Origin of the sequence: Burkholderia sp. BCC1998 (assembly GCF_905339875.1) — a bacterium.
In the GTDB taxonomy this organism is placed as follows: domain Bacteria; phylum Pseudomonadota; class Gammaproteobacteria; order Burkholderiales; family Burkholderiaceae; genus Burkholderia.
The window spans coordinates 185508-211829 of record NZ_CAJPHE010000009.1; the positions used below are offsets into that span (position 1 = coordinate 185508).

General features: G+C 67.8%; 21 protein-coding genes and 1 pseudogene. 13 read left to right on the forward strand and 9 right to left on the reverse strand.

Annotation, left to right across the window (positions count from 1 at the left end):
• Positions 1 to 49 precede the first annotated feature (49 nt).
• On the reverse strand, positions 50 to 1279 hold the full coding sequence (locus tag U5A56_RS18125) for a dienelactone hydrolase family protein (protein ID WP_321801941.1): 1230 nt from the start codon (positions 1277 to 1279) through the stop codon (positions 50 to 52).
• Positions 1280 to 1632: 353 nt separating this feature from the next.
• On the opposite strand from U5A56_RS18125, the gene U5A56_RS18130 reads away from it, so the two are divergent.
• Positions 1633 to 2658: an AraC family transcriptional regulator gene (locus U5A56_RS18130; protein WP_321801942.1), complete on the forward strand. Its 1026-nt coding sequence runs from the start codon at positions 1633 to 1635 to the stop codon at positions 2656 to 2658.
• A 192-nt stretch (positions 2659 to 2850) separates the two neighbouring features.
• On the opposite strand, the gene U5A56_RS18135 is transcribed toward U5A56_RS18130, so the two are convergent.
• From U5A56_RS18135 to U5A56_RS18145, 3 genes are all read right to left on the reverse strand, one after another.
• Positions 2851 to 3960: an S-(hydroxymethyl)glutathione dehydrogenase/class III alcohol dehydrogenase gene (locus U5A56_RS18135; protein ID WP_124487304.1), complete on the reverse strand. Its 1110-nt coding sequence runs from the start codon at positions 3958 to 3960 to the stop codon at positions 2851 to 2853.
• Between the two features lie 57 nt (positions 3961 to 4017).
• Positions 4018 to 4293, reverse strand: coding sequence for a formaldehyde-responsive transcriptional repressor FrmR (frmR, locus tag U5A56_RS18140; protein ID WP_044844290.1), 276 nt, complete (start codon positions 4291 to 4293; stop codon positions 4018 to 4020).
• 125 nt (positions 4294 to 4418) lie between these two features.
• Positions 4419 to 5381 carry a LysR substrate-binding domain-containing protein gene (locus tag U5A56_RS18145; RefSeq protein WP_044844289.1) on the reverse strand — a complete coding sequence of 321 codons (963 nt, stop codon included), beginning with the start codon at positions 5379 to 5381 and terminating at the stop codon, positions 4419 to 4421.
• Between the two features lie 157 nt (positions 5382 to 5538).
• On the opposite strand from U5A56_RS18145, the gene U5A56_RS18150 reads away from it, so the two are divergent.
• The 4 genes and pseudogenes from U5A56_RS18150 to U5A56_RS18165 all read left to right on the forward strand — a co-directional run.
• Complete coding sequence (locus tag U5A56_RS18150) at positions 5539 to 6708, forward strand: M20 aminoacylase family protein (RefSeq protein WP_321923796.1); 1170 nt, start codon at positions 5539 to 5541, stop codon at positions 6706 to 6708.
• Positions 6709 to 6761: 53 nt separating this feature from the next.
• Positions 6762 to 7556, forward strand: coding sequence for an ABC transporter substrate-binding protein (locus U5A56_RS18155; RefSeq protein ID WP_044844287.1), 795 nt, complete (start codon positions 6762 to 6764; stop codon positions 7554 to 7556).
• 55 nt (positions 7557 to 7611) lie between these two features.
• Positions 7612 to 8796 carry a porin gene (locus tag U5A56_RS18160; RefSeq protein ID WP_321923798.1) on the forward strand — a complete coding sequence of 395 codons (1185 nt, stop codon included), beginning with the start codon at positions 7612 to 7614 and terminating at the stop codon, positions 8794 to 8796.
• Between the two features lie 40 nt (positions 8797 to 8836).
• Positions 8837 to 9250: pseudogene (locus tag U5A56_RS18165) on the forward strand (ShlB/FhaC/HecB family hemolysin secretion/activation protein); the annotation flags it as partial.
• A 120-nt stretch (positions 9251 to 9370) separates the two neighbouring features.
• On the opposite strand, the gene U5A56_RS18170 reads toward U5A56_RS18165, so the two are convergent.
• Positions 9371 to 10384 carry a LacI family DNA-binding transcriptional regulator gene (locus U5A56_RS18170; protein ID WP_321923800.1) on the reverse strand — a complete coding sequence of 338 codons (1014 nt, stop codon included), beginning with the start codon at positions 10382 to 10384 and terminating at the stop codon, positions 9371 to 9373.
• A gap of 232 nt (positions 10385 to 10616) precedes the next feature.
• Between U5A56_RS18170 and U5A56_RS18175 the strand changes: the two genes are divergently transcribed.
• From U5A56_RS18175 to U5A56_RS18200, 6 genes are all read left to right on the forward strand, one after another.
• Complete coding sequence (locus U5A56_RS18175; protein WP_321923802.1) at positions 10617 to 11771, forward strand: sn-glycerol-3-phosphate ABC transporter ATP-binding protein UgpC; 1155 nt, start codon at positions 10617 to 10619, stop codon at positions 11769 to 11771.
• Positions 11772 to 11834: 63 nt separating this feature from the next.
• Positions 11835 to 13073, forward strand: a complete 1239-nt coding sequence (locus U5A56_RS18180; protein ID WP_321923803.1) for an ABC transporter substrate-binding protein — start codon at positions 11835 to 11837, stop codon at positions 13071 to 13073.
• Between the two features lie 97 nt (positions 13074 to 13170).
• Positions 13171 to 14088: a sugar ABC transporter permease gene (locus U5A56_RS18185; RefSeq protein WP_321923805.1), complete on the forward strand. Its 918-nt coding sequence runs from the start codon at positions 13171 to 13173 to the stop codon at positions 14086 to 14088.
• A gap of 11 nt (positions 14089 to 14099) precedes the next feature.
• Positions 14100 to 14951, forward strand: coding sequence for a carbohydrate ABC transporter permease (locus U5A56_RS18190; protein ID WP_321923807.1), 852 nt, complete (start codon positions 14100 to 14102; stop codon positions 14949 to 14951).
• Between the two features lie 36 nt (positions 14952 to 14987).
• Positions 14988 to 16958: a beta-galactosidase gene (locus U5A56_RS18195; protein WP_321923809.1), complete on the forward strand. Its 1971-nt coding sequence runs from the start codon at positions 14988 to 14990 to the stop codon at positions 16956 to 16958.
• 4 nt (positions 16959 to 16962) lie between these two features.
• On the forward strand, positions 16963 to 18228 hold the full coding sequence (locus tag U5A56_RS18200; protein WP_321923811.1) for a sugar efflux transporter: 1266 nt from the start codon (positions 16963 to 16965) through the stop codon (positions 18226 to 18228).
• Positions 18229 to 18354: 126 nt separating this feature from the next.
• On the opposite strand, the gene U5A56_RS18205 is transcribed toward U5A56_RS18200, so the two are convergent.
• The 4 genes from U5A56_RS18205 to U5A56_RS18220 all read right to left on the reverse strand — a co-directional run bounded on the left by U5A56_RS18205 (position 18355) and on the right by U5A56_RS18220 (position 23146).
• The gene (locus tag U5A56_RS18205) at positions 18355 to 19521 is read right to left on the reverse strand and encodes an arabinogalactan endo-1,4-beta-galactosidase (RefSeq protein WP_321923813.1); all 1167 of its coding nucleotides are present in this window, start codon (positions 19519 to 19521) and stop codon (positions 18355 to 18357) included.
• 394 nt (positions 19522 to 19915) lie between these two features.
• Positions 19916 to 20494: a DUF4337 domain-containing protein gene (locus U5A56_RS18210; RefSeq protein WP_124646205.1), complete on the reverse strand. Its 579-nt coding sequence runs from the start codon at positions 20492 to 20494 to the stop codon at positions 19916 to 19918.
• Between the two features lie 342 nt (positions 20495 to 20836).
• Positions 20837 to 21925, reverse strand: coding sequence for an aldose epimerase family protein (locus U5A56_RS18215; protein ID WP_321923815.1), 1089 nt, complete (start codon positions 21923 to 21925; stop codon positions 20837 to 20839).
• Positions 21926 to 21952: 27 nt separating this feature from the next.
• Entirely contained in the window at positions 21953 to 23146 is a 1194-nt protein-coding gene (locus U5A56_RS18220) for a XylR family transcriptional regulator (RefSeq protein ID WP_044844283.1), read from the reverse strand.
• 266 nt (positions 23147 to 23412) lie between these two features.
• On the opposite strand from U5A56_RS18220, the gene xylA reads away from it, so the two are divergent.
• On the forward strand, positions 23413 to 24735 hold the full coding sequence (gene xylA, locus U5A56_RS18225; protein ID WP_321923817.1) for a xylose isomerase: 1323 nt from the start codon (positions 23413 to 23415) through the stop codon (positions 24733 to 24735).
• Between the two features lie 4 nt (positions 24736 to 24739).
• A complete protein-coding gene (gene xylB / locus U5A56_RS18230; RefSeq protein ID WP_321923820.1) occupies positions 24740 to 26218 on the forward strand; it encodes a xylulokinase in 1479 nt (492 codons plus the stop codon).
• The last annotated feature ends 104 nt before the right edge of the window (positions 26219 to 26322 follow it).

Genomic DNA, 26322 nt, shown 5'->3' on the forward strand with positions numbered 1-26322 from the left:
ATTGAGCGCAGGCGGCGCGCGTTCGACGTGCCGCCCGGGTATCCGTCGATTACGCGCTGTCGCGCCAGCGCTGCATCAGGCCGTTGGACGGCACGGTTTCGTCGAGCAGCTTGCGCGCCGTTTCGACACCGGCGACGGGCAGCCCGGCCGCGTCGAGCAGGCCGATCTGCACGAGCACGCTCGCCTGGTCCCAATAGATGTGCTCGTGATACAGCTTGTCGCCGCGGAACTTGACGATCGCGACGAGCGGGATCTCGACGCGCTTGCCGGTCGGCGCGACGCCGGGCAGCATCCAGTCGATCTCGGTCGTATGCGTGAAGCAGAACAGCAGTTCGTCGACGATCTGGCTCGCGCCGATCGTGCGCGAGATCGGCGTGATCGTGGTGTCCGGCGGGTTCGCATGCACGAAGTGATGCGTGTAGAAGCGCTTGAGTTCGTCGTAGCCGACGCCGCCCGTCAGTGTCGGAATATGGTTCACGTAGGGCTGCGCGACCATCGTGTCCATCGTCGCGTCGACGTTGCGCGTGTCGAATTCGTGCCGGAGATGTTCTTCCCACAGCGCGGACAGGTCGTAGCGCGGGCCGAGCGCCGCGCGGAACGCGGCGATCGCGCGCTGGTGCGCCATCACAGCGGCCGCCTTGTCGAAATGATCGCCGCCGACGCGTGCGAACGCATGATCGACGCCCGGGTAGACATACACTTCCACGCCGTCGCGCCCCGCGAGCGCCGCGGCGATGCGTTGCTGCGCGTCGGGCGGACAGAAGCGGTCCTGCGCGGGGATCTGCAGCACGAGCCGGCCGCGCAGATGAGCAGCCTCGTCGAGCGCGTGCTCGATGCCCACGCCGTAATAGCTGACCGCGGCGGCCACGTCCGGCAGGCGGCACGCGGCGAGATACGCGAGCTTGCCGCCGAGGCAGTAGCCGAGCACGCCGGCCTGGCCCGTGCATTCCGGCCGTTGCGTGAGCACGGCCAGCGCGGCGGCGATGTCCTCGACGCCCTTGTTTTCGTCGTATTCGCGGTACAGCGCCATCGCACGCTCGAAGTCGGCGGCGGTGTAACCGAGTTCGATGCCGGGCGCCTGGCGCCAGAACAGGTCGGGCACGAGCACCGTGTAGCCTTCTTCGGCGTAATAATCGGCCACGTCGCGCATCGTCGCGTTCGCGCCGAAGATCTCGTGGCACAGCACGATGCCGGGCCCCGTGCCGCCGGCCGGCGTGCTCAGGTACGCGCGAAACGCGCCGCCGTCCGGCGATGGGATCTCGATGTGTCGTCCTTGCATGTGTCTCTCCATTCTGTTCGTGACTGGCATGGGCCCAGTATTGGCGGACGAAACGCGCGCTTCTATCCGCTTTCTTCGACCGGTATCCGCGAATTCCGGAAACCTGCGGACCGGCCCGCCGCAGCGGGGCCGGGCACGGCGCTCTGCGGGTTTGTGCGGATGCGGAAGCGCCGCACAGTTTTCTACGATGCGCGAACGGTCCGCTTCTTGCATCGGGTGCGCAGGGCTTGCGTAGTGTAACGAGGCGGACTGTCCGGATACTCCGGCCGCTATCCGGATCGTGCGACGGGATTCCCCGGAATCGGGAACGCGTGCACAGCGCAAGTGCGATCGAGCACGACGGGAGAACTTCGATGGGGCAATTTTCCGGAGCGGGCTGGCTGGGTGACGCCGCCTGTTTCAATCACGACACGCTGCTGCTGCAGTCGGATGACGTCGACGAGGTGCGCGCGCGGGTAGCGGACGTGTTCAAGCCGCACCGGCTCACACCGACCGGCGATTCGCGCGCGCTGCACAGCCGCATGCACCATGCTCGCTGGGGCAACCTCTCGCTGAATCTGCTCGACTACGGCGGCGAGGTGTCGATCGAACCCGGGCCGCTCGAGCACTTCTATCTGTTGCAGATTCCGCTGCGCGGCGACGCCGAGATCGAGTGCGGCGCGACGCGTTTCGTGTCGTCGCCCGACACCGCGTCGCTGCTGTCGCCGACGCTGTCGCTCAGGATGCGGTGGGGCGAGGCGTGCCCGCAAGTGATCCTGCGGATCGAGCGCGAGGTGATGGAGCGGCATGCGCAGCGGCATTTCGGCGATGAGCGGCGCGCGCCGGTGGAGTTCGAGCCGGAATTCAGCCTGTCGTCGCAGCAGGGCGCGTGCCTCGCACAGATGCTGCCGATGCTGGCCGACGCGATCGCGACGGACGGGCATCCGCTGCGCCATCCGCTCGCGTTCGAGCAACTCGAATCGACGCTGCTCAACCTGTTGCTGTACGGCCACCCGAACACCGCGCGCAACGGCACGCGCCACGCGCCGGCGCCGCTCGCGCCGTTCTACGTGCGGCGTGTCGAGGAATACATCCGCGCGCATCTCGACGAGCCGCTGACGATCGAACGGCTCGCCGAACTCGCGGGCGTCAGCCCGAGCACGCTGTTCGCCGGCTTCCGCAATCGCCACGGCATCACGCCGATGGCATTCGTGCGCCAGTTGCGGATGCAACGTGTGCGCGACGAACTGCTCGACGATGCGACACCGGGGCTCGCGTCGGTGACGGACATCGCGCTGAAATGGGGCTTCGCGCACCTCGGACGGTTCGCGATCGACTACAAGCGCGCGTTCGGGGAATCGCCGTCGGCCACGCTCCGCATGCGGCGCGTGCGGTGCTGACGGGGCAGCCGCGACACAGGCTCGCGGTCGAAAGCCGAGTCGCGCGCCGGGCGACGGATCACGCAACGGCGATCGTTACCGGCTGGACAGAGGATGGGGGTTGGAGCATGCATCGCGCCGGCCAAGCGATGCGGCTTGCCGGCGCACGCGCGCAACGGGCCGGTTGCGGCAACCGGCCTCCTCGCGCGTGGTTCAGAAATGCACGACGGTCCGGATGGACTTGCCTTCGTGCATCAGGTCGAACGCTTCGTTGATGCCGGTGAGCGGCTTCGTGTGCGTGACGAACGGTGCCAGCTGGATCGTGCCGGCCATCGCTTCCTCGACCATGCCCGGCAGTTCGGAGCGGCCCTTGACGCCGCCGAATGCCGTGCCCAGCCAGCGGCGACCGGTGACGAGCTGGAACGGGCGCGTCGAGATTTCCTGGCCGGCGCCGGCGACGCCGATGACCACCGACTGGCCCCAGCCGCGGTGCGCGCATTCGAGCGCGGCGCGCATCACGTTGACGTTGCCGATGCACTCGAAGCTGTGGTCGACGCCCCAGCCGGTCATTTCGACGATCACCTGCTGGATGGGCTTTTCGTGATCCTTCGGGTTCACGCAGTCGGTGGCGCCGAACACGCGTGCGAGGTCGAACTTGCCGGGGTTGGTGTCGATCGCGATGATGCGGCCGGCCTTCGCGAGCTTCGCGCCCTGGATCACCGCGAGGCCGATGCCGCCGAGGCCGAACACGGCCACGGTGTCGCCTTCCTGCACCTTCGCCGTGTTCTTCACCGCGCCGAGGCCCGTCGTGACGCCGCAGCCCAGCAGGCAGACCTGCTCGGGGTTCGCGTCCGGGTTGATCTTCGCGAGCGACACTTCGGCGACGACGGTGTATTCGCTGAACGTCGAGCAGCCCATGTAGTGATAGACCGGCTGGCCGTTGTAGCTGAACCGCGTGGTGCCGTCGGGCATCACGCCCTTGCCCTGGGTGGCGCGCACCGACACGCACAGGTTGGTCTTGCCGCTCTTGCAGAACAGGCACTCGCCGCATTCGGCGGTGTAGAGCGGAATGACGTGGTCGCCGGGTTTGACGCTGGTCACGCCTTCGCCGACTTCCACCACGATGCCGGCGCCTTCATGACCCAGCACGGCGGGGAAGAGGCCTTCGGGATCGTCGCCCGACAGCGTGAACGCGTCGGTGTGACAGACACCGGTATGGGTGATCTTGACGAGCACTTCGCCCTTGCGGGGCGGTTCGACGTCGATTTCGACGATCTGGAGCGGCTTACCCGCTTCAAATGCAACTGCGGCACGTGATTTCATGACAATCCTGTTGAAAAAATCATCGAATGGAGCGGAGCGTCGACGATCCTGCGCCGGTCAACGCAGGTAGGACCGGACGAGGGTCACGATATCGTCGATCGATTCGGAAGCAGGCCGCGGGGCCTCCGCGAGCTGGGTGAATTCCTCGCGCAGATGGCTTTCGAGCACGCCGGCCATCACGCCGTTGATCGCGCCGCGGATCGCCGCCAGCTGCTGCAGTACCGGACCACAGTCGGCGCCTTCCTCGAGCGCCTGCTCGAGCGCATTCAGCTGCCCGCGGACGCGGCGCACGCGGGTCAGGACGCGTTTCTTCTCTGCGGGGGAATGCGGCATGGGATCGTGGTTTCCAGATACTGGGGGGCAGTATAGAACAATGCGGTGCCGGAGGTATACCCGGTCGTGCCCGGATGCCGCAGGGCCGCCGCCGGCGGGTTCCCGATGCCGGCGCGCGATCGGCGTCAGATCAGCAGCGACAGCGTGCGGAACAGCGCGAGATCGTCCTTGCGCGCCGAGCGCGCATGCCGCCGGATCACCTGCAGCAGGCAGTCGATGAAGCAGCGCGCGGCGTCGCTCAGCGTGCTGCTGCGGCGCGTGACGACGCCGAGTTCGCTCGGCTCGAAGGTCTCCTTCAGCGACAGCACGCGCATCCGCTCGCCGAACGGCGGCACTGCCGCGAGGATCGTCGGGCACCACGTGCACATGCCAGCCTGTTCGAGCATCGTCTGCAGCATCGCGACCGACTGCGCGCGCACGATGCGCCGCTCGTCGATCTGCGCGCCGTGCCGCGTGAACAGGTAGTCGACGAGCGCGGCCTGGCCGTCGGCCGACGAATTCAGCACCCAGTCGCAATCGAGCAGGTCGTGCACCGACGTCGCGCGTTCGTGCGGATGCCCGGCGCGCACCATCACCGACGTCTCGTAGCGCAGCAGCGGCTCGAACGCGAACTCCTGCGCGCCGCTGCCGGCCTGCACGTGGCCGAGCGCGAAATCCATGCTGCCGTCGCGCAGCAGCGGTTGCGCGACGGCCATCAGCGCTTCGTACAGTTCGAGGCGCACGTCGGGCATCCGCTCGCGAAACTGCAGGACGGTTTCCGCGAGGAAGGTCATCGTCAGCCACGGCGTGACGCCGACGCTCAGCCGCCCCTCGACGCGCCCGCGCATCCGTTCGAGATCGCTTTGCGCATGCTCGAGCTGCTTGAGCACGAGTTTCGCGTGCGTGAGCAGGGTCTTCCCGTATTCGGTGAAGCCGATGCCTTCCGGCGCGCGCACCAGCAGCGGCAGGCGCTCGCTGGCCTCCAGCTCGCGCAATGCACGCGTGACGGCCGCCTGCGACAGCCCGAGCGTGCGTGCCGCGCCGCGGATGCTCCCGGCCTCCGCGCTCGCGACGAGCGCCTGCAACTGATGCAGCTTGATCGTGCTCATGGTGTGAAAGGGTGCGAAAGGGTGTGATAGCCGACAACGAAAGGTTGTCATCATAACGAAACTGCGGCTGTTCGCCGGCTTTTTCGCTGCCTACGATCTCGCCCACGACCTGCCATTCCGGCAGTCGCCACGCGGCACCTGGAAAGGAGTAACGGGGTTGGATCGAGTACGCATTCCGCCTGAAATGGCGGCCATCGAGACGGAGATGATCGCGCTGCGCCGCCGGCTGCATGCCCATCCGGAACTCGGTTTCGACGAACACGCGACGAGCGGGCTCGTCGCCGATTGCCTGACAACATGGGGTTATCGGGTCACGCGCGGCCTCGGTGGCACCGGCGTGGTCGGCACGCTCACGCGCGGCGCAGGGAAGCGGCTCGGGCTGCGCGCGGACATGGATGCGCTGCCGATCCGCGAGACGACCGGGCTGCCGCATGCGAGCCGGCACGACGGCGTGATGCATGCGTGCGGCCACGACGGCCATACGGCGATGCTGCTCGCCGCCGCCCGTTGCATCGCGCAGCGCGGGCGCTTCAGCGGCACGCTGAACCTGATTTTCCAGCCGGCGGAGGAAGGGCTCGGCGGCGCGAAGCGGATGCTCGACGACGGGCTGTTTACGCAGTTCCCGTGCGATGCCGTGTTCGCGATGCATAACGTGCCGGGCCTGCCGGCCGGCGTGCTCGGCTTCTGCGACGGCCCGGCGATGGCGTCGGCCGACGAGGTGCGCGTGCGCGTGACCGGGCGCGGCGGCCACGGCGCGGCGCCGCACACGACGATCGATCCGGTGGTCGTCTGCGCGTCGATCGTGATGGCGCTGCAGACGGTCGTGTCGCGCAACGTCAATCCGCAGGAACTGGCGATCGTCACGACCGGCTCGATCCACGCGGGCACCGCATCGAACGTGATTCCGCCGCATGCGGATCTCGAACTGAGCGTGCGGGCGCTGTCGCCGGACGTGCGCGTGCTGCTCGAACGGCGCATTCGCGCGATCGTGCACGGCCAGGCCGACAGCTATGGCGCGACGGCCGAGATCGACTATCGCCACGGTTATCCGGTGCTCGTGAATCACGCGGCGGAAACGGCGTTCGCGCGCGATGTCGCGCGCGAATGGGGCGGCGACGATGCGCTGATTCCGCATCTGCGGCCGATCGCGGCGAGCGAGGATTTCGCGTTCATGCTCGACGCGTGCCCGGGCAGCTACCTGTCGATCGGCAACGGCGACGGCGCGGCCGGCTGCGGGCTGCACAACCCCGGCTACGATTTCAACGATGCGTGCCTCGCGACGGGCGCGAGCTACTGGATCGCGCTCGCCGAGCGCTACCTCGCGTGACGCGGCCGGACCGATTCGATTTACCTTCAACGACGGCAACAAGGAGACTGGCAATGAAACAATGGATGGCGGCGCTCGCGGTGGCGCTGACGGCAACGACGGTGGCAGGCGCCGCGCATGCGGGCGACTGGACGGGCAAGGAGATCCGCCTCGCGGTCGATCCCACCTATCCGCCGCTCGAATACAAGCAGCCCGACGGCACGCTGACCGGCTTCGGGATCGACATCACGAACGCGTTGTGCGCGGAGCTGCATGCGCGCTGCGTGTGGGTCGAGTCGAGTTTCGACGGGATGATTCCGGGGCTGCTCGCGCGCAAGTTCGACGTGATCGCGTCGTCGATGACGATCACGCCGAAGCGGATGCAGCAGATCGCGTTCACGAACCGGATCTCGAACGCGCCGGCGCGGCTGGTCGCGCGCAAGGGTTCGCCGCTGCTGCCGACGGCCGCGTCGCTGAAGGGCAAGCGGGTCGGCGTCGAGCAGGGTTCCGCGCAGGCCGACTATGCGATCGCGAACTGGCAGCCGGCCGGCGTGCAGATCGAGTCGTACCAGAACCAGGACCAGGTCTATGCCGATCTCGTGAGCGGGCGGCTCGACGCGGCGTTCCAGGCGTCGATCGCGGCCAGCGACGGCTTCCTGAAGAAGCCGCAGGGCAAGGATTTCATGTTCGTCGGCGCGGCGATCGACGACGCGAAGTACTTCGGACAGGGCGACGGCCTCGGGCTGCGCAAGCAGGACACCGAGCTGCGCGATGCATTCAACCGCGCGCTGGCGACGATCCTCGCGAACGGCACGTATCAGCGGATCAACCGAAAGTACTTCGACTTCGACATCTACGGCACGAAGTAAGCCGAACCGCAGCGTGGCGAGCGAGTGGGAATCGTCAAATCAATAAGGAAAACGAATGAACTGGAGATTGTTTTTCGTCGCGATGCCGGCACTGTGCGCGGCACCGGCGTTTGCGCAAAGCAGCGTCACGTTGTACGGGTTGATCGATGCGGGCATCGACTATACGAACAACGTCGGCGGCCACAGTGATTGGCAGATGGCGAGCGGTTTCGCGCAGGGCAGCCGCTGGGGGCTGAAGGGCACCGAGGATCTCGGCGGCGGCTACAGCGCGCTGTTCCAGATCGAGAGCGGCTTCAACGTGAACAGCGGCACGCTCGCGCAGGGCGGCCGCATGTTCGGGCGGCAGGCTTACGTCGGACTCGGCAGCACGCGCTTCGGCACGCTCACGCTCGGCCGGCAATACGACTCGGTCGTCGACTATCTCGCGCCGACGACCGCGAACGGCAGCTGGGGCACCTATCCGTTCTCGCATCCGCTCGACAACGACAACACCGGCAACACGTTCCGCGTGAACAACACGGTCAAGTATGCGAGCCCGGATTTTGCCGGCTTCTCGTTCGGCGGTACGTACAGCTTCAGCAACGACACCGGGTTCGCGAACAACCGGCAGTGGAGCGTCGGTGCGCAGTACGAGCAGGGCGGCCTGCTCGTCGGCGCGGCGTTCCTGAATGCGGACAACCCGGGCGCGACGGCCGGCGGCGCGATCGCGGGCTCGGGGTCGGTCGGCGCGGATGCGAACTTCGCGTCGGCGCGGCTGCGGATTTTCGGGGCGGGCGTCAATTACACGGCAGGGCCCGCGACGGTCGGGTTCGCGTATACCAACAGCAACGTCACGCGACCGACCGCGAACGTCGGCTACCTGTTCGGCGACGAGACGATCGAACCCGTCACGGGGCCGCTCGCGGGCGGCACGGTCACGGCGATCAAGTACCAGAACTTCGAAGTGAACGGTAAATACCAGTTCACGCCGGCGTTCTTCGTGGGCGCGCAGTATGTGTATACGACCGTGCGTTATGAAGCGACCACCGGCAGCGCGAAACCGAAGATCCATTCGATCGGGCTGATGGCCGACTACAACCTGTCGAAGCGCACCGACGTCTACCTGATGGGCGCGTACCAGCGGGTTGCCGGCGACGCGACCGGCTCGTCGCTCGATCAGGCGCTTATCCCGGGGGCGGCCGATTTGTCGTCGACGTCGAAGCAGTTGATGGTGCATGCGGGGATCCGGCATAAGTTCTGACGGAATCGCGACGCGGGGCGGCGCGGTGACGCCGCCTTCGGCGTACGGACCGCTCCGCTACGTGACGACGTTCCACGGTCAGTACACGGGCAATACGCTGTACTACATCGACGACCTGACGATCGGCAGCCGTTACACCGTACGCGGATTCGACGGGGAGACGATGCTGGCCACCTCCCGTGGCTTCTACTGGCGCAACGAACTGCAGGCGCCGATCGGTCAAACCGGGCAGGCGGTCTATGCGGGCGTCGATTACGGCCGCGTGTGGGGCCCACAGCCAGTCACGCTCGTCGGCACGCAACTGGCGAGCGCGGTGATCGGCGTGAAGGACAGCATCGCGACCCGACTGGGCGCCTACGGTTACGACCTGTTTGCCGGCACGCCGATCTGCAAGCCGTCCGGGTTTCCTGCGGCATGCGTGACGATCGGTTTTCAGGTCACGGCGCAGTTCTGAAAAAGTGAGCGTGATCCGCTACTCGCTTCGCTGCGTCAGGAGACGACGCCGACGAGGACCGATAGTCGACCCGCGTCCGAGTAACACCAGCATTTGCTTCACCGCGCCGGCCTCTGCCCATCACCCCCGCGCCACCCCCGTCGACTCCCGCACGACGAGCTCCGGCGTCCCGATCGTATGCACGGCGGCAGCCGGTTCGATCCCGTCGATCATGTCGAGCGTCAGCGCGATCGCCCGCGCGGCGATCTGCGACGTCGGAAACCGCACCGTCGTCAGCGCGGGGCGGAACTGGTGCGCGAGCTGGATATCGGTCATGCCGATCACCGACAGATCGACCGGCACGCGCAAGCCGAGATCGGCGGCCGCCTGCATCGCGCCGATCGCCATCAGGTCGTTGGTCGCGAACAGCGCGGTGAGGCCCGGCTGCGCCCTCAGTAACGCAGCAGCAGCTTCGTAGCCGCCTTCGATCGAGTCGTGCGCCGACACGGTCGTCAACGCGTCCGCCGGATGGCCGCGCGCCGCGAGTTCGTCGGCGAAGCCGCGCAGCCGCACCGATTGCGGGCCGCCCGATCCCCTGCCGACGAGCGCGCCGAACGCGCGGTGCCGCAACCCGGACAGATGCGCGGCCGCCAGCGCGCCCGCCGCCGCGAAATCGACGGTCACGCACGGCAGCGTGCGCGACGCATGCACGTGCTCCCACATGCACAGCACGATCGACGCGCCGTGTCGCGCGATGTCGGCGAGTTCGGCTTCGGCGAGATCGGTGTTCATCACGATCGCCCCGGCAGCAAGCGTGCCCGCGATCCGTTCGAGGTAGTTGCGCGTGATCGCCGGATCGTCGTCGGTATTCGACACGAGCAGGTAATGGCCACGTTTGCGCGCCTCGCGCTCGGCGGCCAGCACGAACTCCGGATAGAACGGGTTGGTGATGTTCGACAGCATCAGCGCGAGCGTCGACGTGCGGCCCTCGGCGAGCGCGCGCGCGGTCAGGTTCGGCCGATAGCCTAGTTCGCGGATCGCGGCCATCACGCGCTCGACGGTCGCCGGCTTCACCTTCTGCGGATTGCGCAGCACGTTCGAGACGGTCGCAGCAGTGACGTTCGCGCGCTGCGCGACTTGCGCGAGCGTCACCATGTGCGGCCTCCGGGTGGTCGGGAGAAGAGGCGCGACGGAAGCGAAGCGGGGGAGTGTCTGCTCATATTCTGGGAGTGCGTCCCACTAGTTGCACAGGGACAGGCGATACGCTAATTTCTCGACACATCAACAAGGAGACGACATGGTACGGCGAACCGGACGAACTGCACCACCAAAATTTAAGCGATTAAATTTTTCGATCCGAAGCGCCTGACCGGGAGAGGAGAGCGCGATGACCGCCATTTCATTGAAGGACGTCTCGAAGCGCTACGGCGACCATGCGCCGGTGCTGCGCGACGTGAACCTCGAGATCGCGTCGCACGAGTTTTGCGTGTTTCTCGGCCCGTCGGGCTGCGGCAAGTCCACGCTGTTGCGGATGATCGCCGGGCTCGAGGACGTGACCGAAGGCGAACTGCGGATCGGCGGTGCGCGCATGAACGACACGCCGCCTGCCGAGCGCGGCGTCGCGATGGTGTTCCAGAGCTATGCGCTGTTTCCGCACATGACCGTGTTCGACAACATCGGTTTCGGGTTGCGGATCGCCGGCACGCCGAAGGACGAGATCCGCCGCCGCGTGACCGAAGCCGCGCGCGTGCTGCAGCTCGACGCGCTGCTCGACCGCAAGCCGAAGGCGTTGTCGGGCGGCCAGCGGCAGCGCGTCGCGATCGGCCGCGCGATCGTGCGCGAGCCGCGCGTGTTCCTGTTCGACGAGCCGCTGTCGAATCTCGACGCGACGCTGCGCGGCCAGACACGCGTCGAGATTGCCCGCCTGCACGCACGCTTCACGCAATCGAGCTCCGTCTACGTGACGCACGACCAGATCGAGGCGATGACGCTGGCCGACCGGATCGTGCTGCTGCACGCGGGCGACGACGTCGCGCGCTTCGGCAGCATCGCACAGGCCGGTGCGCCGCTCGAGCTGTATCACCGGCCGGCCAACCGCTTCGTCGCGGGATTCATCGGCTCGCCGCGGATGAACTTCCTGCCGGCGGTCGTCGAAGCGGGCGATGCGCATGGCTGCCGGCTGCGCCTGGATGGAACCGGCGAAACGCTGACGCTGCGCGATCGGCCGTTGCCGCGCCACGTCGGCAGCGGCGCGCGCGTGACGCTCGGGATTCGTCCCGAGCATCTGACGGTCGCTACGGCGGGCGATGCCGGCCTGCCGGCGATCGTGCGTGACGTCGTACTCGTCGAGCAGCTCGGCGAAGCCGCGTACGTGCATCTCGACCAGCCCGGCGGCGTGCCGCTGCTCGCGAAGCTGCCTGGGCAAGCCGCGTTGCGGCGCGGCGAGCGGCATGCATTCCGCGTGTCGCCGTCGTGCTGCCACCTGTTCGACGAGGCCGGCATCGCGTTGCCTGCCGCCCACGGCGAAGCGGCGTTCGCGTAGCGGCGCACTGCCGACCGGCCGCGCACGACGCGGCACCCATCACACCAATACCAGGAGACAACGATGAGACTTCGTGCGAGCCGATTGCTGCTTGCCCTGACGACTGCCGCGGCATGCGCCGCGGGGACGGCCGAGGCGGGCACGCTGAAGGTGAACGTCGCCGCGCGCGGCAACCAGCGTGCGACGTGGCAGGCGGCGTTCGACCAGTTCCACAAGGCGAATCCGGATATCGACCTGAAGGTCAGCTACGTCGGCGAGGAGGCGTACAAGGTGCAGATGTCGGGCTGGCTCGCGACCGATCCGCCCGACGTGCTGAGCTGGAACAACGGCGAACGGCTCGCGTACTTCGCGAAGCGCGGGCTGATCGAGGACCTGAGTTCCGACTGGCAGAAGAACGGCTGGAACGACACGTATGCGGCCGTGAAGCAGTCGTCGACTTACGGCGGAAAGCTCTACAGTCTGCCGCTCGGTTACGACGCGTACGGGCTCTTCTACCGCAAGGACCTGTTCGAGAAGGCCGGCATTCATGGCGAGCCGGCCGACTGGCCGCAGTTTCTCGACGCATGCCGCAAGCTGAAGGCGGCCGGCATCGCGCCGATCGCGGTGGCCGCGCGCGATGCGTGGACGCTTGCCGCGTGGTTCGACTATCTCGACCTGCGGATCAACGGCTACGCGTTCCACCAGAAGCTGATGGCCGGCGACGTCGCGTATACCGATCCGCGCGTGCGGGCCGTGTACGCGGCCTGGAAGAAGCTGATCGACGACAAGTATTTCATCGACAACGCGCTGTCCTACGACGTCGATTCGCTGAGCCCGCTGATCGTCAACGGCCAGGCCGCGATGACGCTGATGGGCACCTGGTATTCGGCGGGCCTGCTGAGTGCGGCGCGCAACCCGATCGGCTTCTTCCGCTTCCCGGTGATCGACGCGTCGGTGCCGCTTGCGGAAGATGGCCCGGTCAACGTGCTGATCGTGCCGGCGAAGGCGCACAACAAGACGGACGCGCGCCGCTTCCTCGCGTTCATGGGGCAGCCGGCGGTGAGCGGCGAGTTCGCTAAGGGAATGGGGCAGTTGCCGTCGAACAACAAGGCGCCCGAGCCGCAGGACCCGATCTCGAAGATCGGCTTCCGCACGCTCGCGACGACGCCCGGCGGCATCGCGCAGTTCTACGATCGCGACATGACGAAGGAAATGGCGGACGAGGGGATGAAGGCGATGCAGCAGTTCGTGTCGGACCCGACGCAGCTCGATGCGATCCTGCAGCGCCTCGAGCAGACTCGCAAGCGCATCTACCGGAAATAACGCGCCGCGCGGCCGGGCCGGCGCATGCCGGTCCGGTGCGTCGTTGTCACCGTCTCGTTCGTTGGGTTCGTTTGGTTCGTTTCGTCGAAGGTCACTCATGTCAACCAGCCTGTCCGAAAGCGCCGCGCGCCGCGATGCCGGCCCGCAGCGGCATGCGCGCGCGTCGCTCGCGCGCCGGCGCAACCGCGCGGCCCTGCTGTTCGTGCTGCCGGGATTCGCGCTTTTCACCGTGTTCGTGCTGTATCCGATCGTCAGCAGCATCTGGCTGAGCGTCCATCACTGGGACGGGATGACGCCGATGACGTATGCCGGGCTCGACAATTATCGCGAGCTGCTGCAGTCCGATACGTTCTACGTCGCGCTGAAGAACAACGTGCTGTGGCTCGCGCTGTTCCTCGCCGCGCCGCCGCTCGGCCTCGCGCTCGCGCTGTACCTGAACCAGAACGTGTTCGGCATCCGGCTCGTGAAGTCGCTGTTCTTCGCGCCGTTCGTGTTGCCCGGCGTCGTCGTGGGCCTGGTGTTCTCGTGGTTCTACGATCCGACCTTCGGACTGCTGAAATTGATCGTCGGGCATGGGATCCCGGTGCTCGGCGATCCGCGCTATGCGACCTACGGCGTTATCGTCGCCGCGCTGTGGCCGCAGATTCCGTTCTGCATGATCCTCTACCTGACCGGGCTCACCGGCATCAACGGCGAGATCGTCGAAGCGGCGAGGATGGAAGGCGCACGCGGCTTCACGCTGCTGTGGCACGTGATCCTGCCGCAGCTGCGGCCCGCGACCTTCATGGCGGTGGTGCTGACCGTGATCGGCGCGCTGCGCAGCTTCGACCTGATCTCGGTGATGACGGGCGGCGGCCCGTTCGACAGCTCGACCGTGCTCGCGTACTTCATGGTCGACCAGGCGATCAAGTACTACCGCGAAGGCTATTCGGCCGCGATCGCGGTCGTGCTGTTCGCGATCATGCTCGTCTATATCGTGTGGCAGCTGCGCAAGCTGGTGCGCGTCGAATCTTAAGGATCACCAACATGTATCCGATGCCCGTGTCCCGCTGGGGGCGTCCCGCCCGCCTGCTGTACCGCCTGTCGCTGCCGTGCGCGCTCGCGCTGTGGCTCGTGCCGCTGCTCGCGGTGCTCGTCACGTCGATCCGCTCGACCGACGAAATCACGGCCGGTCATTACTGGGACTGGCCGAAGCAGTTCGCGCTGCTCGACAACTACGGCACCGCGCTCACGCAGACGCCGATGCTGCATTACTTCGCGAACAGCATCCTGATCACGGTGCCGTCGGTCGCGGCGTCGATCCTGCTCGCGTCGCTCGCGGGGCATGCGCTCGCGAACTACCGGTTCCACGGCAATCTCGTGCTGCTCGGGCTGTTCGTCGCCGGCAACTTCGTGCCGATCCAGATCCTGATGATCCCGGTGCGGCAGATCATGCTCGACGTCGGCCTATACAACACCGTGTGGGCGCTCGTGCTGTTCCATACCGCGTTCCAGACCGGCTTCTGCACGCTGTTCCTGCGCAACTTCATCCGCGAGTTGCCGTTCGAGCTGATCGAGGCCGCGCGCGTCGAAGGCGCGTCCGAATGGGCGATCTACTGGCGCGTCGTGCTGCCGCTCGTGCGGCCGGCGCTCGCCGCACTCGCGATCCTCGTGTTCACGTTCGTGTGGAACGACTATTTCTGGGCGCTGTGCCTCACGCAAGGCGACGACGCGGCGCCGATCACCGTCGGCGTCGCCGCGCTCAAGGGGCAGTGGACGACCGCCTGGAACATCGTGTCGGCCGGCTCGGTGCTCGCGGCGCTGCCGTCGGTGCTGATGTTCTTCGCGATGCAGAAGCACTTCGTCACCGGGCTCACGTTCGGCGCGACCAAGGGCTGACCCGTCCCATCCTCTTTCATCTGCAAGGAATCCACGATGCACCTCGGCGTTTGCTATTACCCCGAACACTGGCCGCTCGAACAATGGGAGCGCGATGCGCGGCGGATGGCCGAACTGGGCCTGACCCGCGTGCGGATCGCCGAATTCGCGTGGAGCCGGATGGAGCCGGAACCGGGTCGCTACGACTGGGCGTGGCTCGATGAAGCGATCGACACGCTCGCCGGCCAGCAACTGAAGATCGTGCTCGGCACGCCGACCGCCGCGCCGCCGAAATGGCTCGTCGATCGTCATCCGGAGATCCTGCCCGTCGGCGCGGACGGCGCCGTGTGGCAGTTCGGCTCGCGTCGCCATTACGACATCGCGAGCCCCGTGTATCGCGAGCACTGCGTGCGCATCGTCGACGCGATGGCGCGGCGCTACGGCGCGCATCCGGCGGTGATCGCATGGCAGACCGACAACGAGCTCGGCTGCCACAACACGCTGCCGAGTTATACGCGCGCGGCGCTCGAAGGTTTTCGCGCGTGGCTCGCGGTGCGCTACGGCGATATCGGCGTGCTGAACCGCGCGTGGGGCAACGTGTTCTGGAGCATGGAGTATCGCGGCTTCGACGAGATCGAACTGCCGCGCCATACGCCGACCGATGCGAATCCCGCGCATCTGCTCGACTTCCGCCGCTATCAGTCGGACGAGGTCGCGCGGTTCCATGCCGTGCAGGTCGATGCGATCCGCCCGCACGCACCGGGCCGCGACGTGCTGCACAACTTCATGGGCTTTTTCACCGAGTTCGATCACTACGCGTTCGCGCGCGGCGGCCTCGACGTGGCCGCGTGGGACAGCTACCCGGTGCCGCGCACCGAAGTGCTGCCGCTCGACGAATCCGACAAGCGGCGCTGGGCCCGCACCGGGCACCCGGACGTGTCGGCGTTCTCGCACGACCTGTATCGCGGCGTCGGCAACGGCCGGATGTGGGTGATGGAGCAACAGGCGGGGCCCGTCAACTGGGGACCGTACAACCCGGTGCCGAATGCCGGCGCGGTGCGGCTGTGGACATGGGAAGCGTTCGCGCATGGCGCGGAACTCGTATCGTATTTCCGCTGGCGGCAGTATCCGCATGCGCAGGAGCAACTGCATTCGGGGCTCAACGCGCCGGACGACCGGCTGTCGCCGGGCGGCCACGAAGTGGCGCGCGTCGCGCGTGAACTGGCTGCGCTGGATCCCGGGTGCTTCGCGGGTTCGGAGCGTCCGGCGCGCGTCGCGCTGCTGTTCGACTACGAGGCGGACTGGATGATCCGGATCCAGCCGCATGGCGCCGACTTCGACTATCAGCAACATGCGTTCGACTGGTATCGCGCGCTGCGCGAACTCGGGATCGACGTCGATATCGTCGCGGCCGGTGCGGACGTGTCGCGTTATGCGTTCGTCGTCGCGCCGACGCTGCCGGTCGTCACGGATCGCATCGTCGAGCAGGCCGCGCGTGGCGATGCGCAGTGGCTGTTCGGACCGCGCACGGGTTCGCGCACCGCGGACTTCGCGATCGCGCCGGGCCTCGCCCCCGGCAAGCTGCGTGACGTGCTGCCGATGCGCATCGCGCAGGTCGAGTCGCTGCGGCCGTCGCTCGCGCCGCGCGTTTCGTTTGACGGCGTCGACGGCCATGCGCTGAAATGGCGCGATCACGTCGACCTCGATGCGGAGCCCGGCATCGACGTGCTCGCGGCCTGCGACGACGGCGTGCCCGCACTCGTGCGGCGCGGCCACGTGACGATGGCGACCGCCTGCTTCGATCGCACGCTGTTGCGTGCGATCGTCGGCCGCTGCGCGCGCGACGCCGGACTGCCGGTGCGTGCATTGCCGGACGGCGTGCGCTTGCGCCGGCGCGGGCGCGTCGTGTTCGCGTTCAACTACGGCGACGCAACGTGCACGCTGCCCGCGCCGGACGGTGCGCGTTTCGTGCTCGGCGGCCGCGAACTCGGCGCGGTCGACGTCGCCGCATGGGTCGAGCCGGACTGACGCGATGCAGTCGTTGCCGTCGCTGCGGTCACGTATCGCGCGCCTCGCCGGGATCGCGCATTTCGTGCCGCTGTCCGCGGCGGCGCTGATGCTCGGCTTCGCGATGTCGTTTACGGCGCCGTACCTGTCGCTGTTCGGCGTGCAGGCGGCAGCAATGTCGCCGTCACTGGCCGGCGTATTCATGACGCTGATCGCGGCGAGCGGTGTCGTCGCCAGCACGTGGGCCGGACGCTGGTCCGATCGCCGCGACCGCCACCGGCCGTTGCTCGTCGTATCGCTCGCCGCTGCCGCGCTCGGCTTCGCGCTGCTGTGCGTGCTACGCGCGCACGGGCCAGTGATCGCGGCCGGCACGATCCTGCTCGGCGCGGGGGCCGTGTCGTTGTCGCAGATCTTCTCGTTCGCGCGCGCGGTGCTGCCGGTCGATGACGATGCACAGCGCGAGCTCGCGTCGGCCGCGCTGCGCACGATGCTGTCGGTCGCGTGGGTGTTCGGGCCCGCACTCGGCGCAATGATCCTCGCGCAGACGGGTTTCACCGGGCTCTTTCTCGCGGCTTCGGCGGGCTTCGTCGCGTGCGCGGCGATCGTCGCGCGGATTCCGGAGCCTGCGCGGCGTCCGGCCGCCGTTCACGTGCGCGCGGTCGACTACGCTCCGGCGTCGTCGGGCGATGCTGCGTCGGTCGTCGTCGCGCCGCGCGCACGCGTGCTGCGGACCCTCGTCGCGCTCACGCTGATGGGGCTCGCGGCGAACGCGACGATGATCGTGCTGCCGCTGTACATCGTGCGCGGGCTCGGCGGCACGCCGGCGAACGTGTCGGCTGCGCTGGGTCTGGCCGCGTTGCTCGAGATTCCGATGATGCTGTGGCTCGGCATCCGCTCGACGCGGCTCGACAAGGCACGCTGGCTGACCGCATGCGCGGTCGTGCATGCGGCGTATTTCATCGGGCTCGTGGCGGTGACGCGAGTCGACCTGATCCTGCCGCTGCAGTTGTTGAGCGCCTGCGTGGTCGCGATCACGTCGTGCCTCGGGATGACGCGCGTATGCGACCTGATGCCCACGCGCCCCGGTACCGCGACCGCGATGTTCTTCAGCACCGCGCGCGTCGGCTCGATCGCGTCGGGTGTGCTGTCGGGGGCGTGCGTCGACCTGTTCGGCTATCGCGCGACGTTCGCGGGGTGCTGCGGGCTCGCACTCGTGGCGTGCGTGCTGCTCGCGCTGGATGCGCGCGGCGAGCGGGGCGGTGTGAGCGGAACGGCGCAGCGAGCGGTATGAGCGACACAAGCGACACAAGCGACACAAGCGACACAAGCGACACCACACCGCCCGCACGACACCGCTTCAACCCACCGCACTGACGCACGATGCGCCGGTGCGGTGAATCGACGATGCCGTGAAGCGTCAACGCTTGCGATACGCGTCGAGCGACGCCAGCGCATTGCCGTGGAAGTCGAACAGCGTATTGTTGTCCCACTGATCGCCCGCGCCCAGCTTCCAGCCGACGCCCGGTGTCGGGATCCATTCCGGCTCCCACCAGAACACGCCCTTGCCGCGATTGCCCGGCACGCCCTTCACGATATCGACGACCGCCGCGAGGAACTGCGCCTGGCCGGCCGGCGACGGCGGGAACGCGGTCGAGCCCGTGTTCGTCATCGCATTCGGCTCCGAGTCGCCGTCGCTGGTGGTCCACGGATACGCGGTCTCGACGACGATCAGTTCCTTGTCGTAGCGCACGGCGAGGTCGTTCGCGTTGGTGCGCAAGTCGTCGAGCGCGCCTTGCCACTGCGGGTAATACGACAGGCCGATCACGTCGAACGCGACACCGCGTTGCGTCGCGCTGTCGAACCACCAGCGGCTTTTCGCGTTGTCGCCGCCGCTGTCGATGTGCAGCATCACCTTGATGCGCGGATCGACGGCCTTCACCGCATCGTGGCCCGTCTTCAGCAGTTGCGCGAGGTTATCCCACTGGTCGTAGCGGCCGAGCGGCCACAGCATGCCGCCCGTGATCTCGTTGCCGATCTGCACCCACTCGGGCCGCACGCCGGCGCGCTGAAGCTGGCGCAGCACGTCGGTCGTATAGGCGGACAGCAGCGCGCACGTATCGGCGAGATTCTTGCCGGCCCATGCATGCGGCGGGTATTGCTTGCCGGGGTCGGCCCACCAGTCGCTGTAGTGGAAGTCGATCAGGATGCGCGTGCCGAGCGCGGCCGCGCGCTTCGCGAGCGCCACGACATGGGCCGCGTCGTTGTAGCCGGCCGCATCGCTCTGGTTCGCGGGGAAGAAATGCGGATTGCCGGGATCGTTCCACACCTTGATGCGGATCGAATCGACGCCATGCGCATGCAGGATCTTCAGGCAGTCGCGCGGATGCCCGCGGTCGAAGTACCGTGCACCGTGCGCCTCGAGTTCCGGCAGCGTCGACACGTCGGCGCCCATCGCGAACGGGATACCCGCGCTGCCTGCGGCGCGCGCGACGCCTTGCGCGACGGCCGGCAACGCGCCGGCCAGGTCGACGCACGCGAGCGCCGCGGTCGAGACACTCCAGCGCAACATCGATCGTCTGTTCATCGTCATCCTCCAGTATCGGGCCCGGTCGATCGATCGCAGGATCGCGGGCTCCATCGGTTTAAGCGCTTAAATTTCGGCCTCGACACGAGGCCGGATCGAGCGTAGCGCAGCCGCCGATGCCCACGCAAAGAACGCGTGCGTTGCCTACTATCTGGCGACAGGCGTGGGGACGGTGAGGAGAGACAGGCGGATCAATCTTGCGCCCGGCGCAGAGTCGTGCTTTTTCTCAGGTGCCGTTCGTGGCGAATCCTGAGCCGTCTGACTGCATGAAGCCCCGCTGACCACGGCGATGATCGCCGCGCCGGGAGCACGTTGGGTCCGATGCGCGCGTGGCTTCACGTAGGCAACACGGCATGGTCGGGATATGACCGGACTGCGACGGCCTCGCCGTCGATCAAACCCCAAAGAACGCCAGCCCCGCGATCACGATGCCAATCGCGGCCACGCCGATCGACAGACCCTGCATCCATGAACGGCGCGTGAGGATCGTGATCGCCGCCAGCGCGATCGAGATCTGGATGACGGTCGTCGCCTGCGACCACCGATGGTGTCGGTGCATCCGCGCCTCGCTGGCCGCGTTGTTCTTCTCGACTTCCTTTTCGAGCGCCTCGGCTTGCGCTCGGATCGGTTCCTTGTCGGCGCGGTATCGTGCGGCGTCCGCCTCGAACCGCTTGCGCTGCGGCGACGCGTCCGGGCTCAACGCCGCGCCGAGTTCGGCGAGGTTCTGCTTGTTGCCCTTCGCCTGATAGTAGGCCCACTGGTTCGCAGCCTCGGTTTTCCGGATCGCGGCGTCATTCTTGTACAGTAGCGCGAGGCTTTCGTCGGCACCGCTCTGGTAGGCCGATATCGCACCGAAGCAGGCAAGCACGGCCGTCAGCACGGCGATGCGCGACGTACCTTGATCGCCGCCGTGAGCCGCATGATGTTCCACCGCATGGTCGTGAGGGCCATGAACTTCGTATTCTTCAGACATCCGTAAGGAACCCGCAAGAGTTGAATGAAATCCGGCGCCGGCCGACTGCGCACGGACGCTCGATCGCACATGGGAGTCTGACACAGGTTTGCGTGCTGGCGATGCTTTCGCGCGACGCGCCAGCCGGCGCGTCTCGCGCCATGTTCAGCGACGGATCCGGATCCTCTGGGACCGCATCGCGGCGGATAAACGATAAACCTCAGGCGGCCGCTGCCTGGACGGATTCCGTATACCGGCTGACGTGATTTCGGAGCGGGCATGCCGACCGGTGTACATGGCAGTTTGCGGACTGGCGCGTTCGCATGCGACCCGACCCGGCCCGACCCGACGTGTCCGCTACCGCTACCCGCGAACGCCGACCCGATACCGCGTCGTCTGGCGATAGGTCCGGCCCGGACGAAGGATGGTTTCGTCGCGCAACGCGTCCATGTTGACCTGGTTCGGAAAGCACCCGGCTTCGACGCACAGCGCCGCATGTCGTACGCAAGACCCGCCGCCGCTGACGCGCACACCGTCCAGATAGTTGCCCGTATACAGCTGAAGCCCTCGCTGATCAGTCGACACGGCGAGTTCGCGACCGCTTTCCGGATCGTAGATCGATGCGACGGGCCGCACGCCGCGCCCAGGCTCGCGCAGCACATAACAATGATCGAAGCCGCGCCCGCGCGTGAGCTGCGCATGCGGCCAATCGAGGCGCGCGCCGAGCGGCGCGCTCTGCCGGAAATCGAACGCGCTACCCGTCACGTCGGCGGTGCCGGTCGGGATCAGCGCATCGTCCACTTCGACGAACGCGTCGGCGTCGATCTGCAGCAGATGGCCGCGCACGTCGCTGCCCGCGCGCCCGCTCAGGTTGAAGTAACTGTGATTGGTCAGGTTCAGCGGCGTCGGCGCATCGGTCACGCCCGCGTAGTCGATCGTCAGCGTGCCGTCGTCGTCGAGCGTGTAACGCACCTGCACCGTCACGTTGCCCGGAAATCCCGCATCGCCTTCCGGCGAATCGAGCCGCAGCGTCAGCCCGCCACGGTCGTCGACCACGTCCCAACGCGCGCGGTGGAAGCCGCTCGCGCCGCCGTGCAGCAGGTTGCCGTTCTCGTTGCGGTCGAGCGTGTGGTCGACGCCGTCGAGCGCGAAGCGCGCATTCGCGATCCGGTTCGCCCAGCGGCCGACCGTCGCGCCGAGGTAGGCGCCCGACTCGACGTAGTCGGCCGGCGTGTCGTGCGCCAGCACGATATCGGCGAAGCGCCCGGTGCGGTCGGGGGCGAGCCACGACACGACGGTCGCGCCGAGATCGCTGACGACGACGCGCATCCCGTGCGCGTTGCGCAGCGTGTAGCGCCGCACCGGATCGCCGCCGGGCAGCGTGCCCCACGGTTCGGACGGAATGCGGCCCGCGTCGGATGCCGGGCGGGGAGAGTCGGTGTCGATATGCATGAGTGGGTTCGCTCGTGAGCGGTGAATTCAGTGGGCGGGCGCGGTGCGCTCCTGGTATTCGCGCGGGGTGCAGCCGAGTTCGCGGCGGAATACCGCGTACATGTATTGCAACGACGTGAAGCCGCAGCGGATCGCGACTTCCGCGCTCGACGCGTTGCGGCTCGCGAGCAGCGCCTGCGCGGCCTCGAGCTTGTGACGCAGGATTTCCTGGTGCACGGTGCGCTGCAGTTCGCGCCGGAAGTGTTCTTCGAGCAGCGAGCGCGACACGCCGACATAGTCGGCGACCTGTTCGGTCTTGATCCCCTGGCACGCGTACTGCCGGATGAAATGCCGCGCGCGCATCACGTGCGGGCTCGCGAGCGGCTGGTGGCGCGTCGATTCCAGCACGTTGATGCCGACCGGCGGCACGAGGATGCGCTGCCCGGGAAAACGCGCGCCGCGCAGCATCCGGTGCAGCAGGTGCGCGGCGGTGCGGCCCATTTCCTCGGTGCCCTGGATCACCGACGACAGCGGAATGCGCGTCAGCGTGCGCGTGAGCGGATCGTTGTCGATGCCGATGATCGCGACCTGTTCCGGCACCGCGATGCCGGCGATCAGGCACGCCTGCAGCAGATGCCGCGCGCGCGCATCGGTGACCGCGATCACGCCGACGGGCTTCGGCAGCGCATGCAGCCAGCCGATCAGTTGCTCGATCGCGTGATTCCAGCCCGACGCGCTCGTCGACAGGCCGCGGTAGATCGGCGCGTCGAGCCCGTCCGCGCGCGCGAGGCGATCGAACGCGAGCTCGCGCTGCTGCGCCCAGCGGTTCTCCTGCGCGACCGGCAGGCTGTACATCGCGAAATGCGCGAGCCCCGCGCCGATCAGGTGCGTATAGGCGAGCGACACGAGCTTCGGGTTGTCGGTCGCAATATATGGGACGCCGTGCGGATACTGCGCGGGATCCTCGTACGACGAGCCGACCGCGACGATCGGCAGCGGCGAGCCGGCGAGCGCGTCGGCGACGGCCGGATCGTCGAAGTCCGCGATGATGCCGTCGCCGTCGAAGCGTTCGATGCCGGCGAGCCGGCAGCGGAAGTCGTCCTCGAGGAACAGGTCCCACACGACACGCGTCGTGTGCAGGTACTGGCCGATGCCGCTGATGATCTCGCGGTCGTAGACCTTGTTCGCGTTGAACAGCAGCGCGATGCGGTGCGGTGTCTGGGCGGAAGAGGCGCGGGTCATGTCGGTCTCGGGGCGGGCGCCGCTCGGGCGTCTTGCCGTTGTCTCCGGGGCGCGCGGACGGTGCCGCGCGATGCTCTGGTGTCCGGCGATTGTAGGCCGGAACGCGCACCGCGCGCAGCGGCTGGCAAGAAACGTTAAGCATGCTGCGCAATTTCGCAATTGCCGGCCGGCAGGCGCGCGGGCACGATCCAGCCAACCGGATTCGGCCGCGTGCGTCGTCGTCGCGACGCGCGTTGCGCCGCAACAAGACCCTGCACGGAGACGCCATGTCGTATTTCGAACACATTCCCGCGATTCGCTACGAAGGCCCGCAGTCGGACAACCCGCTGGCTTACCACCATTACGACGCCGAGAAGCGCGTGCTCGGCAAGACGTTCGCCGAGCATCTGCGGATTGCCGTCTGCTACTGGCATACGTTCGTGTGGCCGGGGCACGACATCTTCGGGCAGGGCGCGTTCCAGCGGCCGTGGCAGCAGCCTGGCGACGCGCTCGAACGTGCGCGCATGAAGGCGGACGCGGCATTCGAGTTCTTCACGAAGCTCGGCACGCCTTTCTATACGTTCCACGACACCGACGTCGCGCCGGAAGGCGACACCCTGCGCGAATACGCGGCCAATTTCGCGCGGATGGTCGACTATCTCGGCGAGCGCCAGCAGGCGAGCGGCGTGCGGCTGCTGTGGGGCACCGCGAACCTGTTCTCGCACCCGCGCTTCGCGGCGGGCGCCGCGACGAACCCGAACCCGGACGTATTCGCGTGGGCCGCGACCCAGGTGTGCCACGCGCTCGACGCGACGCACCGGCTCGGCGGCGAGAACTACGTGCTGTGGGGCGGCCGGGAAGGCTACGAGACGCTGCTCAATACCGACCTGAAGCGCGAGCGCGAGCAGTTCGCGCGCTTCCTGTCGATGGTGGTCGAGCACAAGCACCGGATCGGCTTCACGGGCGCGCTGCTGATCGAGCCGAAGCCGCAGGAGCCGACCAAGCACCAGTACGACTACGACGTCGCGACCGTGCACGGCTTTCTCGTGCAGTATGGACTGCAGAACGAAATCCGCGTGAACATCGAGGCGAACCACGCGACGCTCGCCGGTCATTCGTTCCATCACGAAATCGCGAACGCGTTCGCGCTCGGCGTGTTCGGCAGCGTCGACGCGAACCGCGGCGATCCGCAGAACGGCTGGGACACCGACCAGTTCCCGAACAGCGTCGAGGAGCTGACGCTCGCGTTCTACGAGATGCTCCGCCACGGCGGCTTCACGACCGGCGGGATGAACTTCGACGCGAAGGTGCGGCGCCAGAGCGTCGATCCGGAAGACCTGTTCTACGGCCATGTCGGCGCGATCGACGTGCTCGCGCTCGCGCTCGAACGCGCGGCGGTGCTGGTCGAGAACGACCGGATCGACGCGCTGCGCCGGCAGCGCTACGCGCAGTGGGACGACGCGTTCGGCCGCAAGATCCTGTCGGGCGGTTACACGCTGCAGTCGCTCGCGGATGACGCGCTCGCGCGCGGCGTGGACCCGCGGCACGCGAGCGGCGCGCAGGAGCGGCTCGAGAACATCGTGAACCAGGCCATCTACGGGCTGCGCTGACGCCATGTATCTCGGACTCGATCTCGGCACGTCGGGCGTGAAGGCGGTGCTGCTCGACCGCGACGGTGCGGTGCGGGCGAGCGCGAGCCACCCGTTGACGGTGAGCCGGCCGCGGCCGCGCTGGTCGGAACAGGCGCCGCAGGACTGGTGGGACGCCGCCTGCGGCGCGCTCGCCGCGGTCGTCGCCGATGCCAGCGCGGGCGGCATCGATCCGCGCGACATCGCCGCACTCGGGCTCACCGGCCAGATGCACGGCGCGACGCTGCTCGACGCGCATGGCGACGTACTGCGTCCCGCGATCCTGTGGAACGACGGCCGCGCGGATGCGGAGTGCGCGGAACTCGAGCGGCTCGCGCCCGCGCTGCGCACGGTGGCAGGAAACGTCGCGATGCCGGGCTTCACCGCACCGAAGCTGCTGTGGGTGCGCCGGCACGAGCCCGATGTGTTCGCACGCATCGCGCACGTGCTGCTGCCGAAGGATTATCTGCGCTACCGGCTGACCGGTGCGTTCGCAACCGATCCGTCGGATGCCGCCGGCACGCTGTGGCTCGACGTCGCGAAGCGCGACTACGACGACACGCTGCTCCGCGCGTGCGGGCTGTCGCGCGCGCAGATGCCGGCGGTGTTCGAGGGCAACCGCGTGACGGGCACGCTGCTGCCGGCCGTCGCGCGCGCACTCGGGCTGCGCGAGATCCCGGTGGTGGCCGGCGGCGGCGACAACGCGGCCGGCGCGGTCGGCGTGGGGATCGTGCGGCCCGGCGATGCACTGCTGTCGCTCGGCACGTCGGGCGTGTATTTCGCGGTGTCGGACGGGTTTCGTGCCAACCCCGAATCGGCGGTGCACAGCTTCTGTCATGCGCTGCCCGATACGTGGCACCTGATGTCGGTGATGCTGAACGCGGCCGGCTGCGTCGACTTCACCGCGCAACTGACCGGTTACGACGGCGTCGCGGCGCTGCTCGCCGATGCCGAGGCGAACGCGCGCGCGACCCGTCCGTGGTTCCTGCCGTACCTGAGCGGCGAGCGCACGCCGCACAACGACGTGAATGCGAAGGGCGTCTTTTACGGGCTGACACCCGATACCCGGCGCGCGGATCTCGCGAACGCGACGCTCGAAGGCGTCGGCTTCGCGCTGCTCGACGGCATCGACGCGCTGCATGCGGCCGGGCTCGAGCCCGCCGGCATCACGGTGATCGGCGGCGGCTCGCGCAGCGCTTACTGGACGCAGATGCTCGCCGACCTGAGCGGACGCGCGCTGACGCTGCGCGCGGGTGGCGAGGTCGGTCCGGCGCTCGGTGCCGCGCGCCTTGCTCGCCTCGCGCTCGAACCGGATACGCCGCTCGGCGACGTGTGCCCGCGACCGCCGGTCGTCGCGGTGCGCGAGCCCGATCTCGCGCGGCACGCGTGGTATCGCGACATGCGGCGGCCGACGTTTCGTGCGCTTTATCGCGCGCTCGAACCGGTGTTCGCGACGGGTGCGTGACGCGTGGATGGCGCGCGCGGTTCGCATCGCACGATGCCGCGCGTTGCGAGGACTCGATGCGGGCGGCGCACTCACGCGCCTGCCCGATGTTCGTGAGGTAGTTC

Excerpts from the sequence above, each read along its gene's own strand:
- U5A56_RS18125 (WP_321801941.1), bottom strand. The coding sequence starts at position 1,279 with ATGCAAGGACGACACATCGAGATCCCATCGCCGGACGGCGGCGCGTTT.
- U5A56_RS18130 (WP_321801942.1), top strand. The coding sequence starts at position 1,633 with ATGGGGCAATTTTCCGGAGCGGGCTGGCTGGGTGACGCCGCCTGTTTC.
- U5A56_RS18135 (WP_124487304.1), bottom strand. The coding sequence starts at position 3,960 with ATGAAATCACGTGCCGCAGTTGCATTTGAAGCGGGTAAGCCGCTCCAG.
- frmR (WP_044844290.1), bottom strand. The coding sequence starts at position 4,293 with ATGCCGCATTCCCCCGCAGAGAAGAAACGCGTCCTGACCCGCGTGCGC.
- U5A56_RS18145 (WP_044844289.1), bottom strand. The coding sequence starts at position 5,381 with ATGAGCACGATCAAGCTGCATCAGTTGCAGGCGCTCGTCGCGAGCGCG.
- U5A56_RS18155 (WP_044844287.1), top strand. The coding sequence starts at position 6,762 with ATGAAACAATGGATGGCGGCGCTCGCGGTGGCGCTGACGGCAACGACG.
- U5A56_RS18160 (WP_321923798.1), top strand. The coding sequence starts at position 7,612 with ATGAACTGGAGATTGTTTTTCGTCGCGATGCCGGCACTGTGCGCGGCA.
- U5A56_RS18170 (WP_321923800.1), bottom strand. The coding sequence starts at position 10,384 with ATGGTGACGCTCGCGCAAGTCGCGCAGCGCGCGAACGTCACTGCTGCG.
- U5A56_RS18175 (WP_321923802.1), top strand. The coding sequence starts at position 10,617 with ATGACCGCCATTTCATTGAAGGACGTCTCGAAGCGCTACGGCGACCAT.
- U5A56_RS18180 (WP_321923803.1), top strand. The coding sequence starts at position 11,835 with ATGAGACTTCGTGCGAGCCGATTGCTGCTTGCCCTGACGACTGCCGCG.
- U5A56_RS18185 (WP_321923805.1), top strand. The coding sequence starts at position 13,171 with ATGTCAACCAGCCTGTCCGAAAGCGCCGCGCGCCGCGATGCCGGCCCG.
- U5A56_RS18190 (WP_321923807.1), top strand. The coding sequence starts at position 14,100 with ATGTATCCGATGCCCGTGTCCCGCTGGGGGCGTCCCGCCCGCCTGCTG.
- U5A56_RS18195 (WP_321923809.1), top strand. The coding sequence starts at position 14,988 with ATGCACCTCGGCGTTTGCTATTACCCCGAACACTGGCCGCTCGAACAA.
- U5A56_RS18200 (WP_321923811.1), top strand. The coding sequence starts at position 16,963 with ATGCAGTCGTTGCCGTCGCTGCGGTCACGTATCGCGCGCCTCGCCGGG.
- U5A56_RS18205 (WP_321923813.1), bottom strand. The coding sequence starts at position 19,521 with ATGAACAGACGATCGATGTTGCGCTGGAGTGTCTCGACCGCGGCGCTC.
- U5A56_RS18210 (WP_124646205.1), bottom strand. The coding sequence starts at position 20,494 with ATGTCTGAAGAATACGAAGTTCATGGCCCTCACGACCATGCGGTGGAA.
- U5A56_RS18215 (WP_321923815.1), bottom strand. The coding sequence starts at position 21,925 with ATGCATATCGACACCGACTCTCCCCGCCCGGCATCCGACGCGGGCCGC.
- U5A56_RS18220 (WP_044844283.1), bottom strand. The coding sequence starts at position 23,146 with ATGACCCGCGCCTCTTCCGCCCAGACACCGCACCGCATCGCGCTGCTG.
- xylA (WP_321923817.1), top strand. The coding sequence starts at position 23,413 with ATGTCGTATTTCGAACACATTCCCGCGATTCGCTACGAAGGCCCGCAG.
- xylB (WP_321923820.1), top strand. The coding sequence starts at position 24,740 with ATGTATCTCGGACTCGATCTCGGCACGTCGGGCGTGAAGGCGGTGCTG.